This window comes from Adlercreutzia murintestinalis (assembly GCF_943192905.1).
GTDB lineage: Bacteria > Actinomycetota > Coriobacteriia > Coriobacteriales > Eggerthellaceae > Adlercreutzia_A > Adlercreutzia_A murintestinalis.
Genome location: NZ_CALPCC010000002.1, coordinates 38,938 through 52,698 on the forward strand (window position 1 = coordinate 38,938; position 13,761 = coordinate 52,698).

General features: G+C 61.9%; 14 protein-coding genes. 8 read left to right on the forward strand and 6 right to left on the reverse strand.

The features are described 5' to 3' along the window. Window positions 1-4: 4 nt before the first annotated feature. Window positions 5-430 (reverse strand): 6-pyruvoyl trahydropterin synthase family protein, encoded by a 426-nt coding sequence (locus NFR19_RS00660; protein WP_251211851.1) that lies wholly within the window; start codon window positions 428-430, stop codon window positions 5-7. 315 nt (window positions 431-745) lie between these two features. Between NFR19_RS00660 and NFR19_RS00665 the strand changes: the two genes are divergently transcribed. Continuing rightward, on the forward strand, window positions 746-2,044 hold the full coding sequence (locus NFR19_RS00665; RefSeq protein ID WP_251211852.1) for a radical SAM protein: 1,299 nt from the start codon (window positions 746-748) through the stop codon (window positions 2,042-2,044). Here the strand turns inward: NFR19_RS00665 and NFR19_RS00670 are convergent. Next, on the reverse strand, window positions 1,978-2,874 hold the full coding sequence (locus tag NFR19_RS00670; RefSeq protein ID WP_251211853.1) for a class I SAM-dependent methyltransferase: 897 nt from the start codon (window positions 2,872-2,874) through the stop codon (window positions 1,978-1,980). The two genes, NFR19_RS00665 and NFR19_RS00670, sit on opposite strands and share 67 nt — an antisense overlap. A gap of 155 nt (window positions 2,875-3,029) precedes the next feature. On the opposite strand from NFR19_RS00670, the gene NFR19_RS00675 reads away from it, so the two are divergent. After that, entirely contained in the window at window positions 3,030-4,907 is a 1,878-nt protein-coding gene (locus NFR19_RS00675; protein WP_251211854.1) for an elongator complex protein 3, read from the forward strand. Window positions 4,908-4,940: 33 nt separating this feature from the next. Here the strand turns inward: NFR19_RS00675 and thrH are convergent, their stop codons facing one another. Continuing rightward, a complete protein-coding gene (gene thrH, locus NFR19_RS00680; protein WP_251211855.1) occupies window positions 4,941-5,540 on the reverse strand; it encodes a bifunctional phosphoserine phosphatase/homoserine phosphotransferase ThrH in 600 nt (199 codons plus the stop codon). A 164-nt stretch (window positions 5,541-5,704) separates the two neighbouring features. Here thrH and NFR19_RS00685 point away from each other — a divergent pair, with 164 nt between their 5' ends. After that, window positions 5,705-7,009 (forward strand): (Fe-S)-binding protein, encoded by a 1,305-nt coding sequence (locus NFR19_RS00685; protein ID WP_251211856.1) that lies wholly within the window; start codon window positions 5,705-5,707, stop codon window positions 7,007-7,009. 69 nt (window positions 7,010-7,078) lie between these two features. Here the strand turns inward: NFR19_RS00685 and NFR19_RS00690 are convergent, their stop codons facing one another. Next, complete coding sequence (locus NFR19_RS00690) at window positions 7,079-7,777, reverse strand: sortase domain-containing protein (RefSeq protein ID WP_251211857.1); 699 nt, start codon at window positions 7,775-7,777, stop codon at window positions 7,079-7,081. A 393-nt stretch (window positions 7,778-8,170) separates the two neighbouring features. Here NFR19_RS00690 and pyrH point away from each other — a divergent pair, with 393 nt between their 5' ends. The 5 genes from pyrH to dxr are packed head-to-tail and all read left to right on the forward strand — an operon-like array spanning window position 8,171 to window position 12,496. After that, on the forward strand, window positions 8,171-8,887 hold the full coding sequence (gene pyrH / locus NFR19_RS00695) for a UMP kinase (protein WP_251211858.1): 717 nt from the start codon (window positions 8,171-8,173) through the stop codon (window positions 8,885-8,887). A gap of 11 nt (window positions 8,888-8,898) precedes the next feature. Then, window positions 8,899-9,462, forward strand: a complete 564-nt coding sequence (gene frr, locus NFR19_RS00700) for a ribosome recycling factor (protein WP_251211859.1) — start codon at window positions 8,899-8,901, stop codon at window positions 9,460-9,462. A 19-nt stretch (window positions 9,463-9,481) separates the two neighbouring features. Continuing rightward, window positions 9,482-10,255 (forward strand): undecaprenyl pyrophosphate synthase, encoded by a 774-nt coding sequence (gene uppS, locus NFR19_RS00705; protein WP_251211860.1) that lies wholly within the window; start codon window positions 9,482-9,484, stop codon window positions 10,253-10,255. Continuing rightward, window positions 10,255-11,403, forward strand: a complete 1,149-nt coding sequence (locus NFR19_RS00710) for a phosphatidate cytidylyltransferase (protein WP_251211861.1) — start codon at window positions 10,255-10,257, stop codon at window positions 11,401-11,403. The genes uppS and NFR19_RS00710 overlap by 1 nt, the downstream gene beginning before the upstream one ends. Next, a complete protein-coding gene (gene dxr / locus NFR19_RS00715; protein WP_251211862.1) occupies window positions 11,393-12,496 on the forward strand; it encodes a 1-deoxy-D-xylulose-5-phosphate reductoisomerase in 1,104 nt (367 codons plus the stop codon). Before NFR19_RS00710 ends, dxr begins: the two co-directional genes overlap by 11 nt. Here the strand turns inward: dxr and NFR19_RS00720 are convergent. Both NFR19_RS00720 and NFR19_RS00725 read right to left on the reverse strand, forming a co-directional pair. Next, window positions 12,484-13,233: a class B sortase gene (locus tag NFR19_RS00720; protein WP_251211863.1), complete on the reverse strand. Its 750-nt coding sequence runs from the start codon at window positions 13,231-13,233 to the stop codon at window positions 12,484-12,486. The genes dxr and NFR19_RS00720 overlap by 13 nt on opposite strands. Next, window positions 13,226-13,717 carry a hypothetical protein gene (locus tag NFR19_RS00725; protein ID WP_251211864.1) on the reverse strand — a complete coding sequence of 164 codons (492 nt, stop codon included), beginning with the start codon at window positions 13,715-13,717 and terminating at the stop codon, window positions 13,226-13,228. Before NFR19_RS00725 ends, NFR19_RS00720 begins: the two co-directional genes overlap by 8 nt. Window positions 13,718-13,761 lie beyond the last annotated feature (44 nt).

Here is a 13,761-nt window from a genome sequence, read left to right on the forward strand (position 1 = left end):
GCGGTCACGGTCGATAGACGGCGCGGTTGTTCGGCGTTTCGTCGACCTCCACCTGCACTACGGGCAGACCAGCTTCACTCAAGCGCTCGAAGAGGTGCCGCGCTAGGTTTTCGGCGGTCGTGCGGAAGGGGAGCATCTTGAGGCGGAAGCCCTCGCCTTCAAGAGCGGCGATGGTGGCATCGTGCAGCGTGCCTTCTTCGACGAGGAACACATGGTCGAACTCCTCGGCCAGCTCGCGCACGGCCTTCTTGAAGGCGCCGAAATCGCATACCATATCGCGCTCGGTGCCCTCCGCGCCCAGCTCGCCATCCGCAACGCCAATGGTGGCCTCCACGCGCCAGCGGTGCCCGTGCAGGTTCTCGCACTTGCCATAGTAGTCGGCGAGAAAATGCGCCGAATCGAAGAAAGCGTCGGTTTTGAGCTCGTACATGGCACCTCCGTTTGCGCTTCTCGCTTTTTTGGTTGTTTTTGGCACAAAAGGGCCTTGGAAAGGCAGATTTGCGGCAAAAACGACCACCAAAAGAGAGATGATCGGCTCAATCGTGCAGGACAGATGGACGCTATTATACAAACCCCAGGTCAGACGTTTGTGCGTCATGTCCGATTTTCCTGGGAGCGTCTTGTTGGCCTTCGCGCAGAGGTGATGGGGCTCTTGCGGCGATGCTATCAACGCTGCGGATGCCGCAGTAGTGCACGCGGTGAAAAGCGCCTACAATGGGCAGAGCTCTCAGATGAAAGGATGCATGTGGCAAACGAGGCACTAGAGCGAGCGCGAGCTGGGTATGAAGCGGTCGAGCGGCGTTACGTGGAAGCGTTGCAGGCGAAAGGCCTGCGATTCCAAAGCCGCGCCGAGGGGTTGGCGTCCCAGAAACGCTGTGCGGACCTGCGTCGGCACCTTGCCGATGCAGGCGCGGCGGTGCGTAACGCTGGGGCATCGCTGGTGTGCGGGTATCTGTCACCGGCGTGCGTGGAGTGCACTGGCGCTGACGGCTCGGAAACGATCAGCACCACGTTTAAGTGTCATCGCGATTGCTACTTCTGCTTCAATCATAACGTGGCTGACTACGATCGCTTCTTTCACGAAGGATGTCCTTGGGAAGATGAGCTTGAGCGCGCGGCGGCCGAGCGGCAGCAACTTGCGTGCGTGGGGCTGACCGGCGGCGAGCCGCTGTTGGATTTCGAGAACGCCATCCGCTTTTTCGAGCGCGCACGCGAGCTGTTCCCCGAGGCGCACTTGCGCATGTACACCTCAGGCGACCTGCTCACCGAAGAGCGGGTCGTGCGCCTGCGCGATGCGGGCTTGGACGAGATCCGTTTCAGCGTGAAGGACGACGATACGCCCGAGATGCAGCAGCGCGTGTTGGATGCCATGCGGCTGGCGAAGCGCTATCTGCCCAGCGTAATGGCGGAGATGCCGGTGATTCCGGGTGCGGGCGAGCATATGCGCAACCTTCTGCGCGCTTTCGATGATGTGGGGCTCGACGGCATCAATTTGCTGGAATTCTGCTTTCCGTTCTGCAACTGGCCCGAGTTCGAGCGGCGTGGTTTCAGCTTGAAGAATCCGCCGTTCGATGTGATGTATGACTACGGCTACTCGGGCGGTTTGGCGGTGGCGGGCAGCGAAGAGCTCATATTGGAGCTCATGCTGTGGGCGCGCGAAGAGGGTCTCAGGCTGGGGCTGCACTATTGCTCGCTCGATAACAAGCACCGATCGGAGATCCGCCAGAAGAACGAGCGGGCGAAAGACGTCCATCCTTGTCTCGTCTTTGACGACCAGGATTTCTTCTTGAAGGCGGTGAAGGTGTTCGGCCCTGACGTGGAGCCGGTGCGCACGGCGTTGCGCGAAGCGGGGTGCACGGACATGATCGAAGATGCTGCGGAAGGATCGCTGGCGTTCTCGCCGGAGCATCTGGGTGCGCTGCGCGGTGTTGTGCGTGCGGACGGCGCGCCCGTCGAACCGCAGCTGTGCCCGTTCGTCTACGAGCTTGACGGTGATGATGCGTATCTGACTGACGTGTCGCTCTGTCCGGCGCCGGTGCGCTGAAGCACGACGTAGCGATTGAGCGCTGCGCGCCCGTCGGCGTTGAAGCGACCGAGCACCCGCGCGCCCGACACGCCCGTAACGAGCTGGTCCACCTCGTCGTCTGAGAAGTGGTGGCAATAACGAAAGAGGTCAGCGCGATCCTGCCAGCTGAGCAGCTTGTCATGCGCGTCATCGAAGACGAGGTTATGGCGCTGGCAGCCGCAGCGGGTGACGTCGGCGGCCTTCTCGGCCAGGCGCGCATCGTGTAGGAACTGCCAAAACGACACGGCGATCATGCCGCCTTCGCGCGTGCGGTTGACGAGCGCTTGCAGGAGCTGTGCGCGCCATGCGGGCAGCGGAATGTGATGCATGAAACCGAAAGCGACGCATATATCGAAGAGCGTCTCAGGCGGCGTGGCGCGGAAGGGGGACGGCGTGACGGTCTGGCAAGGGCGGTGTGCGGCGTCATGCGGCGTGACCGTTTCAGATGCCTCAAGCGCCTCCAGCACATCTGTCGGGTGGAAGTGAATGCAGACGTTGTCGGGCACGTTGAGCGCTGCGTCGCAGGCAAGCGATGTGCACGCATCGACGCAGTGGGCGTCAAAGACTGCATCGGGTGCCGCTTCAGCCAAGAAGCGCTCGAAGCGCAGATTGCCGCAGGCGATATCGAGCACGCGGATCGGGTGTTCAGGACAAGCGCGTTGCGTATCGCGCTGCCAGCCCGGCCATGCGTCCAGCACGCGCTGCCAGCCCGGCCACGCGCTCGCGCGGGTGTCCGAAAACGAAAGGGCTGCCTGGTCGTAGAGATCGCGCGTGAGCGCGCGGAGTTTTGCGGCGGTGGGCGTATCCATGCGGCCATTATCGCACGGCGGTGATGCTGCATGAAGGCGAAAGAGGCGCGACCGAGAAAATGGGTGCTGGATACGGTGTGCACCAGCACCCTTCCCGATACACGCGCGCGGCTGTTCCAGCAGCCACATGCGGCGCCCAGTATAATGGGAAAACTGTGAACGAAACGTTACAAAAGATCATTAACGCAATACGAGCAGAAACCCAGGAGGGCCGCTGCACGCTCGATGACGCGTGGCTGGATAAGCTGGTGCGCCAACGCAACCGCGAGATGCACGATGGTACGCGTCAGGTGGCGAAGAAGCGCCTGCTCCCAGCGTATCTACGCCTGCGTGAGCAGCAGCCCGAAGTGCTGGCAGCATGGGGCGCGCCTGCGGGCGGAGTGGTGGACACGGCGGTCGTGCGCTTGCTGCGCGCCAAGCCGCGCCGAACAGCCTCGGGGGTTGCCACCATCACGGTACTGACGCGGCCGTGGCCGTGCGCAGGCGACTGCGTTTTCTGTCCGAGCGATATGCGCATGCCGAAGAGCTATCTGGCCGATGAGCCCGCCTGCCAGCGCGCTGAGCGCTGCTTCTTCGATCCGTATATGCAGGTGGCGGCGCGCCTGCGCGCCTTGAGCGACATGGGACACGTGACCGACAAGGTTGAGCTGATCGTGCTGGGAGGAACGTGGAGCGACTATCCGCGCGCTTATCAGGTGTGGTTCATGACGGAGCTCTTCCGTGCCTTGAACGCGTCCAATGATGCCCGCAGTGTCTGTACCCACCAGCGTCGCGCATTCTATGAGGAATGTGGCTTGACGAGCGATCCGGCGGTGCTCGCGCAACAGGTGGCGTCTCTCCAGCAGCAGGTGAGCGAAGGCGATGTGCGCTATGCCGAAGCATGGGAGCGTCTCTACGGTCAAAGCGCGGCGTGGCAGCGTGCGGGCGCGGTGCAGCAGGCGAGCATGGAGCAGCTCGCAGAGCAGCAGCGTCTCAACGAGAACGCCGAGCACCGCTGCGTGGGGCTGGTGGTGGAAACGCGGCCTGAGCTGGTAAACGCCGATCATGCAGTGTTCCTGCGGCAGCTTGGCTGCACGAAGGTGCAGATGGGTATCCAGACGTTGGATGCGCGCCTGCTCGAGCGTTGCGGTCGCCCCACCGACCCAGCGCAGGTGGAGCGTGCTTTCGCGCTGTTGCGCCTGTTCGGCTTCAAGTCGCATATCCACCTGATGGCGAACCTGCCAGGTGCCACGCCCGCCTCCGATGCGGCAGAGTTTCGCCTGCTCATGCATGATGCACGCTATATTCCCGACGAGGTGAAGCTCTATCCCTGCGCGCTGGTTGAAAGCGCGCGGCTCACCGATTGGTATGCGCATGGTCAGTGGGTGCCCTATGCCGAAGAGGACCTGATCGCGCTTCTTGCGGCTGACCTCATGGAGGCGCCGGCCCATGTGCGCATCTCGCGTATGATCCGCGATATCTCGTCGACCGACATCATCGCTGGCAACAAGAAGACGAATCTGCGCCAGATGGTGGAGGCGCGCGTGCGGGCTGCGGTAGCGGCGGGCGAGGGCCGTTGTCAAGAGATGCGCTTTCGCGAGATAGCGACCAGTCAGGTTGACCGGAAGGACCTGCGGCTCGAAACGATTGCCTACGACACCACGGTCAGCCGCGAGCGTTTTTTGCAGTGGGTTGATGGCGAAGGTCGTCTTGCGGGCTTCTTGCGCCTGTCGCTACCGCGCGCGGAGGCGGTGGTGCAAGCGTTGCAAGAAACGGCTTTTCCTCTTGGGCTCGGTCAAGCCATGATCCGTGAGGTGCACGTGTATGGGAAGGTCGCCGCGCTCGGCCAGTCCGATACCGACGCGAGCGCGGCGCAACATGGGGGATTGGGCCGCGCGCTCGTGGATGAGGCCTGCCGCCAAGCTCAGGCGGCAGGGTATCGACAGGTCAATGTGATCAGTGCCATTGGCACGCGCGCCTACTATCGCTCGCTCGGGTTTCGCGACAACGGGCTGTATCAGGTGAAGGATCTTGAGCGCTTGCCTGTCGCATGAGCGCATGAGGCCCTTCGCGCGAGCCCGATGGCGCTACAGCGCGGCTTTGATGGCTTCGAGCAGGTCGAAGTACTCCGTGTAGGCGGGCACGTCTGGGTATTCGGCGCGCAGCGCATCGGTGGTGCGGAAGAAGAACCCGGCTTTCGAATCGAGGATCATGCCCACATCGTTGTACGAATCGCCCGAGGCGATCGTATCGAGCCCGGCATCGTGTAGCGCGCGCACGGTGGTCAGCTTCGTTTGCGGGCAGCGCATCCGGTAGCTTTCGATCATGCCGTCTTCGCCTACGATCAACTCGTTACAGAAGATGGTGGGCCAGCCCAGCTTCTCCATGAGCGGCCGGGCAAACTGGCTGAACGTGTCGGATATGATGATGACCTGCGCGAGCGGCCGCAGCTGATCGAGGAATTCGCGGGCGCCCGGCATGGGGTCGATACCGGCGATGACCTCTTGGATCTGCGCGAGGCCCAGCCCATGCTGGCGCAGGATATCAAGGCGGTATTCCATCAGCTTGTCGTAGTCGGGTTCGTCGCGCGTGGTGCGCTTCAGTTCGGGGATGCCGGTCGCGTCAGCGAAGGCGATCCATATCTCGGGTACCAGCACGCCTTCCAAATCAAGGCAAACAACGTTCATGGGGGCTCCTTTTCGTTGGTCACCGACCAAGGGTACCGCGGCGGCCCTGTTCGCGAAAGCGGTTTCGGCGAAAAAGCCGTCGAATGCGGGCTATAATCGAGAGAATGATGGTGCCAGCGCGCGGGTGCGGACAGACGCATCCGGGCAGGCGGTAAGGAGACAGCATGGCGGTCCGCGATTTTCTGGCAGCGTATGAGGCCAGCCCCAGCATTCATAATGCGAAGATGGATGCCATCGTGTCGTTTACGGCGCGGCAGCTCACGTGCAGCCACTGTGGGAAATGCACGCAGCGCTGCGAGGTGCTTCGCGGGCCTGGGCTTGATATCGGTACCATCGCTGCGGCCTACGATCGTATCAGCGCGTTGCCTGAAGACGAACAGCCGCAGACCGTGATGGCGCTGGTGGCGGAGGATTACCTGCTGTACAACGCGCTGCGCCAGTGCTGCTTTTGCGGGCACTGCACGGCGGCGTGCGCGCATCATGTGCTGGCGCCCGAGGATATGCGCGCGTGGCGCCAGCTGTTCATGCGCGCGGGCTTGATGCCGCCCGACGACTCGAAGCTGGTCATGGTGGATAACGAGTGGAACATCTTCAGTGCGTATCGGGCTATTCACGGCGTGGCGTATCCGGAATACGTGTCGCTGGCCGCGGCGGCCGAGGCGGGGCCAGGGCTTGCCGATACGTTGTTTTTCCCAGGATGCAGCTTGGTCAGCTACGCGCCCGAGGTGACGCGTGCGGTGGGCGATTGGCTGGCCGCATGCGGCGTGAAGTGGGCGCTGTGCGATGGTTGTTGCGGCAGTCCACTGATGAGCGCGGGGCTGTTCGAGCGCGCCGAGGCGTTGCGCTGCGGCTTCGTGGAACAGATGCAGCAAGCGGGCATCAGGCGCATGGTCACCGTGTGCCCGGGGTGCGCTGATGAGTTCGCCGACGATATGCCCGCCGATATCGCGATCGTGCCGCTGCCTGCGTTGATGCTGGAGCTGGCAGAGCGGCGCGTGGCGGCTGGAGAGCCGGTCGGGTTCGCGCCGCTGCTGCGCGAGTCGGTCACGTTCTTCGATTCGTGCCATGACCGTCTGACGGGACGCAATGGGCGCGCCATCCGTGAGCTCATGCGCCGCTTCGTGCCTGATGCGCGCCAGGCGGAAATGGAGCATTGCAAGCGGGACACACTGTGCTGCGGTGCGGGCGGCGCGGTGGCGGCCTATGACCCGCAGATCACCGATGACCGCGTGTGGCAGGTGATGGAAGAGGCGCGCGCCACCGCCACCCAAACCGTCATCACGATGTGCCCCACGTGCACCTACACGCTGGCGCAGGCGAATCTGAATGCGCCCGAGCGCGGTATGGACTCCAAGCACTACCTTGAGATGCTGTTCGGCGTTGAGATCGACTGGGCAGCGGTGTTCGCGAACCTCGGTGGCATGTGGACCGGCGAATACGGCCCCTGGCTCACGCAGACGTTCTACTAGGTCGCTTCGAGGTCGCCCCGCGCGAGTGCGCGATGGTCGCAGGAGTCGCGGAAGACGCGCCGGTGTCGATCAGACGGCCACCACGACGCGGTAGTTGGCATGGTCGCCGCAGCAGGTCTGCAAGATGACGGACTCGCCGTATCCGGTCACCCGATCTTGGATCTCTTCCCAATAGGTGCTGTCCGCTACGGTGAAGGCGTCCACCACATGGTAGGTGCGGCTGGCGCCTGTGCGATCGGTTATGGTGACGGCGTCGCCTGAGGTAAGGTCCATCACGTGCCAGAACGATCCAGGATTATGGCCGATGAAATAACCCCAGCTACCGTCGGTGGTGCTGTCTGAGCCCATCCAGAGCCCCGCGCCCGTACTGGGGGCAGAGGATGACTGGTACGAATCTACGAAGTGCATGGACACGCCATCTACGTTGATGGTGCTCGGCCCCGTTGCGGTAACCTGAGTCCTCTGCGTCTGCGTGCTTTGCGTGGTGGTCGCTGCGCGCTGGGCTGCCGCCCGTGCAGCATTTTCGGCATCGTTTTGCGTCGTCAGAGCGGCAAGATCATCACCCACCATGGCAGCTTGCGCATCAAGGAGGTCATCGCCTTGGGCCACGGTGAGGTCGCAGGCATGTTCCACCGCTTGCTCGATGCCATCTTCGATGGCGTACTCGTCTGCGTGCGCTTGGGGCGTGGCCACGGTCGTTGCCATGAACGTGGCAAGCAGTATCGCCGCTGATGCGGCCAGCATGCGCTTTGATCCTATCGCGCTCATTCTCGGATGCCTTCCTCTTCTCGCGTGAAGGCCTCCGCTCCTTGATCCGACCTCGTGGTCGCCCTTTGATCTCACCTTGCGTGGTCTCAGAATAGTTCGTCGGTGGCTGCGGCTGCGTTTGAAAGCGCGTTCGCAACCGCGACGAATGTCAAATGTAATCTTTGTTACATTTGTGAAATCTCGGCGAGAACCACTGTGGGCGGGTAGGCGTGCCAAGCAAACGCGCATCGAGCAAGGACGTTGAACGTGCGCGTTGAGCACGCGCACCCGATGCGCGCATCGCAGCCCCCAGATGGTGCTCGACGCCAAGAAATCGCATATCGCGCATGAAGCTGCGCTCGTTTCGGGGTAAGATGGTAAGAATGAAAGCGGCGAAGAGGGGAGCCAGTGCCCATGGCAGACGGTTACAAGTACGACCGTGTTCTCCTGAAGCTCTCGGGCGAGGCGCTCGCGGGCGACCAGGGATACGGTATTGACCCGAAAGTGGTGGACGACCTTGCCGACCAGATAGCGGACATCGTGCAAGATGGGGTGCAGCTTGCCATCGTGGTGGGTGGCGGCAACATCTTCCGCGGATTGGCGGGTTCGGCCGAAGGTATGGATCGCGCGCAGGCGGACTACATCGGCATGTTGGCTACGGTCATGAACGCCTTAGCGCTGCAAGACGCTTTCGAGCGCCACGGAGTGTTCAGCCGCGTGCAAAGCGCTATCAACATGCAGGAGGTCAGCGAGCCCTATATTCGCCGCCGCGCCATGAGGCATCTTCAGAAGGGGCGCGTGGTGATCCTAGCCGCGGGTACGGGCAATCCGTATTTCACCACTGACACCACAGCTGCCCTGCGCGCATGCGAGCTTGATGTGGATTGCCTGATGAAGGCCACGAAGGTGGACGGCGTCTACGATTGCGACCCGGCCAAGAATCCGGATGCGCAGCGGTTCGACCACATCACGTATATGGAAGTGCTGAACAGGGGGCTGAACGTCATGGATGCCACGGCCACCTCGCTTTGCATGGATAACGATGTTCCCATGATCGTCTTCGACCTGACCCAGCGGGGCAACATACAGCGGGCGCTGCGGGGCGAAGATGTGGGAACCACGATCGACTGAGAGGATGCGCTATGGCAGAGGTAGATGAGATCCTGTTGAACGCAGAAGAGCGCATGGGCAAGGCGCTCGGTTCATTGCATGACAATTTCGCGTCGGTGCGCACGGGTCGTGCGAATGCGATGGTGCTCGATCGCATCACCGTTGACTATTATGGGGTTGCCACGCCCATCAATCAGATGGCGGGCGTGAAGACGCCGGATGCGCACATGCTGGTCATCGAGCCGTGGGACAAGTCGTCGCTGAAAGACATCGAGCGCGCCATTCTGGAGAGCGATCTGGGTGTTACGCCCAACAACGACGGGTCGGTCATTCGTTTGCCGTTCCCGCAGCTGACCGAGGAACGCCGCAAGGAACTGGCGAAGCAGTGTCGCACCTATGCCGAAGAATCGCGCGTGGCGGTGCGCAATGCGCGGCGCGATGCGAACGCTGCCATCGAGCGCGCGCAAAAGAACGATGGGCTGCCCGAAGATGAGGCGAAGCGCGCCGAGGCTGAGGTGCAGAAGCTGACCGACAAATACGTTGCCGATGTAGATGCTGCCGTGAAGGCTAAAGAAGCCGAGGTCATGGAGGTATGAGGCGCGGCCTCAGAGGCTTTTGAAGGAGCTTTCCTACATATTTCCCGCGTCGCCGTCCGATGTCGATCCGGCGCAGTTGGACGCAGCGCGCATTCCGCAGCATGTGGCCGTCATCATGGATGGGAACGGTCGCTGGGCTAAAGCGCGTGCGCTCAATCGTCTGCGCGGCCATAAGGCGGGCATCGAGGCGGTGCGCGAGACCATCCGTTGCGCCAATGATCTGGGGGTGCGCTACCTGACCATCTATTCGTTCAGCACCGAGAACTGGAAGCGGCCCGAAGATGAAGTGGTCGGACTGATGAACCTGTTCGCCAAGACCATGTTGGCCGAGGTCGATGGATTGCATGCGGAGGGCGTTCGCGTGATGACCATCGGGGATCTCTCCCCGCTGCCCGCGGAAACGCGGGAGGCGTTTCAGACCGCTTGGGAAAAGACGCGTCATAACCAGGGGATGACGCTGGTGGTGGCGGTGAACTACGGGGGTCGTGCCGAGATCGTGCACGCAGCGAACGAGTACATGCGCGAGGTGGCTGCGGTGGTAGCCAGCGGAGGCGAGGTGCCGCGCCTGACCGAAGAGCTCTTGGAGAGCCATCTTGCAACGGCGGGCATCCCTGATCCGGAACTGCTCATTCGCACGAGCGGCGAGCGACGGCTCTCTAACTTCTTGCTTTGGCAGGCTGCCTATGCCGAGTTCGTTTCCTCGGAGGTGCTCTGGCCCGATTTCGATCGTTACGAATTCTTGCGGTGTTTGCTGGAATATCAGCGCCGCGACAGACGATTCGGGGCGCTTTGATGGACGAGGCGCAGCAAGAGCAGTTGACCGAGACGCAGCGCGCAGCACGCGAGCGCTTGAAGCAGCAGGTGGCCGATCTGATCAGCAAGGCTGACGAGAAAGCACTGTTTCGAGCGCGTCCCACCACGAAAGAGCTGGGAGCGGGCCGGGATGCGTGCGACCCGGCCATCATCTACGATCCCGAAGCAGCGCCACCCGGGCCGCCGTGGCACTACGATGTGACGCCTGATGAGGCTGCCGAGAAAATGCAAAAGAAGGAGAAGCGGGCGGAAAAGCGTCAGAAGGTGAAGGAGACCGCTTTGGGGAAGGCCCCGAAGAAGCTCAAGAATCCTTCGAGCTTGCAGGTGCGCTTCCGAACGGGTCTTGTCTATACGCTGCTCACCATCGCCTGTGTGTTCGCGGGCAATATACCCACCATGGTGTACCTGATGGTGGTGGCGGGCATCTGCGCAGGTGAGTTCTATTACATGCTTCGCTCTGATGCGAAACTGCCCAATGAGGCGCTGGGCATTGGGGGTGCTGTCCTGTTCATCCCCGCGACTTACTTCTTCGGGTTGGCAGGTGCGTTGGTGGTCGCCATCGTGCTGCTCATCGCGCTTTTGGTGTGGTATGTGTTCTGGTTGCGCGCACGCATTCAAGATGTGGCCATCAGCTTTTTCGGAGCGGCGTACACCGGCCTTCTGCTCTGCGGGCTGATGATCATACGGCAATCTGTGGAACCCCCGTGGGGCGGCTTGGTCATGTTCATGATATTCCTGAGCGTGTGGGCCAACGATGCGTTCGCGTATTTCGTGGGCAGCAAAATAGGCAAGCACAAGCTTGCTCCGCGCGTCAGCCCCAAAAAGAGCTGGGAAGGCTTTTTGGCCGGTTTGGTGGGCTCTATGCTGGTATGGCTTGTCATGTCGTTCATCCCGGGGCTCTCCCTGCCTGTTCCGCTGGCGCTCGTGTTCGGGTTCATCTGCGGTCTCATGGAGGTTCTGGGCGATCTGGCCGAGAGCCGCATCAAGCGCAATTCCGGCTTCAAGGATTCTGGCACCATCATGCCAGGGCATGGCGGTTTGCTTGACCGAACAGATTCGCTGTTCTTAGCTTCAGTCACCGCAGCATTCCTCATGATCGCAGGAGGCGTCATTCCCTATGTCATCTAATAAGGGCGTTGTGGTCCTCGGCTCTACCGGCTCTATCGGGCGCCAGACGCTTGACGTGATAGCCCAGCACTCCGACCGTCTGCACGCGGTGGCGCTCGCGTGCGGCACGCGCGTTGCCGAAATGGAGGGTCAGGCTGCACGGTTTGGCGTGCAGCACACCGCCGTGGGCGCTGATGCGGCGTTAGGGCTCATCGGTCTTGATGATGCCGATATCGTGGTGAACGCGCTCGTCGGATCGGCGGGCTTGCGCGCGAGCTACGAGACGCTGGCTGCAGGCAAGACGTTGGCGTTGGCCAATAAGGAGTCGCTGGTCGTCGGCGGCGACCTGTTGATGCCGATGGCGCAGCAACCCGGTCAGCTGATGCCGATCGACTCTGAGCATGGCGCTATCTACCAATGTCTGCTCGGCGAAGATCCTCGTGAGGTTTCCTGCTTGTGGGTGACCGCATCGGGTGGGCCCTTTCGTGGGCGGACGCGCGATGAGCTCGCGCAGGTGACCGCATCCGATGCGCTGGCGCATCCCACGTGGACCATGGGCCCTAAGATCACCATCGACTCGTCCACGCTGATGAACAAGGGGCTCGAGGTGATCGAGGCGCACCACCTCTTCGATATGCCCTACGAGCGAATTCAGGTGGTCGTACAGCCTCAGAGCGCCATACATTCCATGGTTGAGTTCGCCGACGGTTCCGTGAAGGCGCATTTGGGGACCACAGACATGCGCATCCCCATACAGTTCGCGCTGTCGTATCCGGAGCGGTGGGATGCGCCGGTGGAGCCGCTCGATTTCCGCACGCTGGGACGACTCGATTTCGCGGCTCCCGACACCGATACGTTTCGCTGTCTCTCGCTCGCTCGGCAAGCGGGGGCAGTGGGAGGAACCTTGCCGGCGGCGATGAATGCCGCGAATGAAGTGGCCGTCGCTGCCTTTTTGCGCGGCGATTGCGGTTTTCTTGACATCCCTGCCTGCGTTGAAGCAGTGATGAGCAGCCACGACACGCAGCCCGTCGAGAGCGTCGATCAGCTTGAGGGCGTTGATGCTGCGGCTCGCGAGGCTGCTTGCCGCTTCTTGTCGAGCGTTCATGTTGCATAGACGAGCGTCCTTTCGTTGGAATACCGGGTATAGCTGCACGTGACAAAGGTGACGCACGATTCGGCGGGTGCGCTGTCAAGCTGCACGCAGCACTCGTTCATCCGATCGGCATACCATGCAGCGAAGTCGTCCTGATCGGCGAAGGTCGTGCGCTTTGTCTGGTCGTATCCGTTGATAATGGCTGCGCCTGACACGGTGAGCATGCGCTTCTCAAAGGGTGTTTGCAGCAAGATGACGGCGTGCGTGCGCGCGAACTCTTGGCTCGCAAAAGCGGCGAAGTCGGCGAACATGGGTGCGCCGTATTTAATGTGATGCCCGAACACCACGGCATTGCCGCTCAGAAGGCCGGTGGACGCGCAGGTTGCGTCAAGATAGGGGCATCCGAGATGGTTCGCATTTCTGCGGATATCGTGGCTCAGATAATACGTGGGGTCATCAGCGGGCGCTTGCACGATCGCGCTATTGATGCGAGTGCCGGGCACGCTGACCCAACCTACGACATCGGGGTTCACTGCGGTCCAGTAGTGCCAGTCAACGATCGGAAAACCATCGGTGTCGCAGGTCGTGAGGCCATGGGGGTTCGCATCAGTGCTCGCACTGTGGCTGCACCAGGCAAACCACAGTGCGATCGCGGCTGACACCGCGACCAATGCCGCTGCGAGCAGGAAGGCTGCTACCGCCCGCACGGGGATCGCGCTGCTCGCGGCCTGTCCGGATCGTCGGTGCTGCTCATGCATGAGCAGCTACGTTTCTGCGGGTGCCGCAGGTCGAACAAGTTTCCGTGGTGACGACCACCTCTTCGTAGGCATCTTGATCGACGACGGTCTCCGTCCACGCCTCTTGCGTTATTCGCTGCTCGGGGCGCGGCACATCAGGAGTGTAGGAGAGGTGGCTGGTCGCAGCAGCATGTTCTGCGGTCGCTCTGTCAATGATGGCATCGCAGCTGTTGCAGATAGTGTGGGGCACCATGATGGTCTCCGTCTGAGCATCATGGTGGACCTGATGCGTGAGAGCATCGTGGTGAACGAGCTCCACGTCTTGCTGCCATGCGTGGGTATGCTCGCTGTCGTTGTGCGCTGGTTCTGCTTGCGCCTGCTCCGGATGCATGCCCGCAGAAGCGCTGAGCGACCAGATGACGCACAGGCAGATGGCCGCCGTTCCCAGCGTGATTGCGGCGAGGTTGAGATACGTTCGGGATGTTTTCGCTTCGAGTCGTTCCATAGGTGCTCCTTTGCTTGCCTGATGAGATGACGATGGGCGTGCGC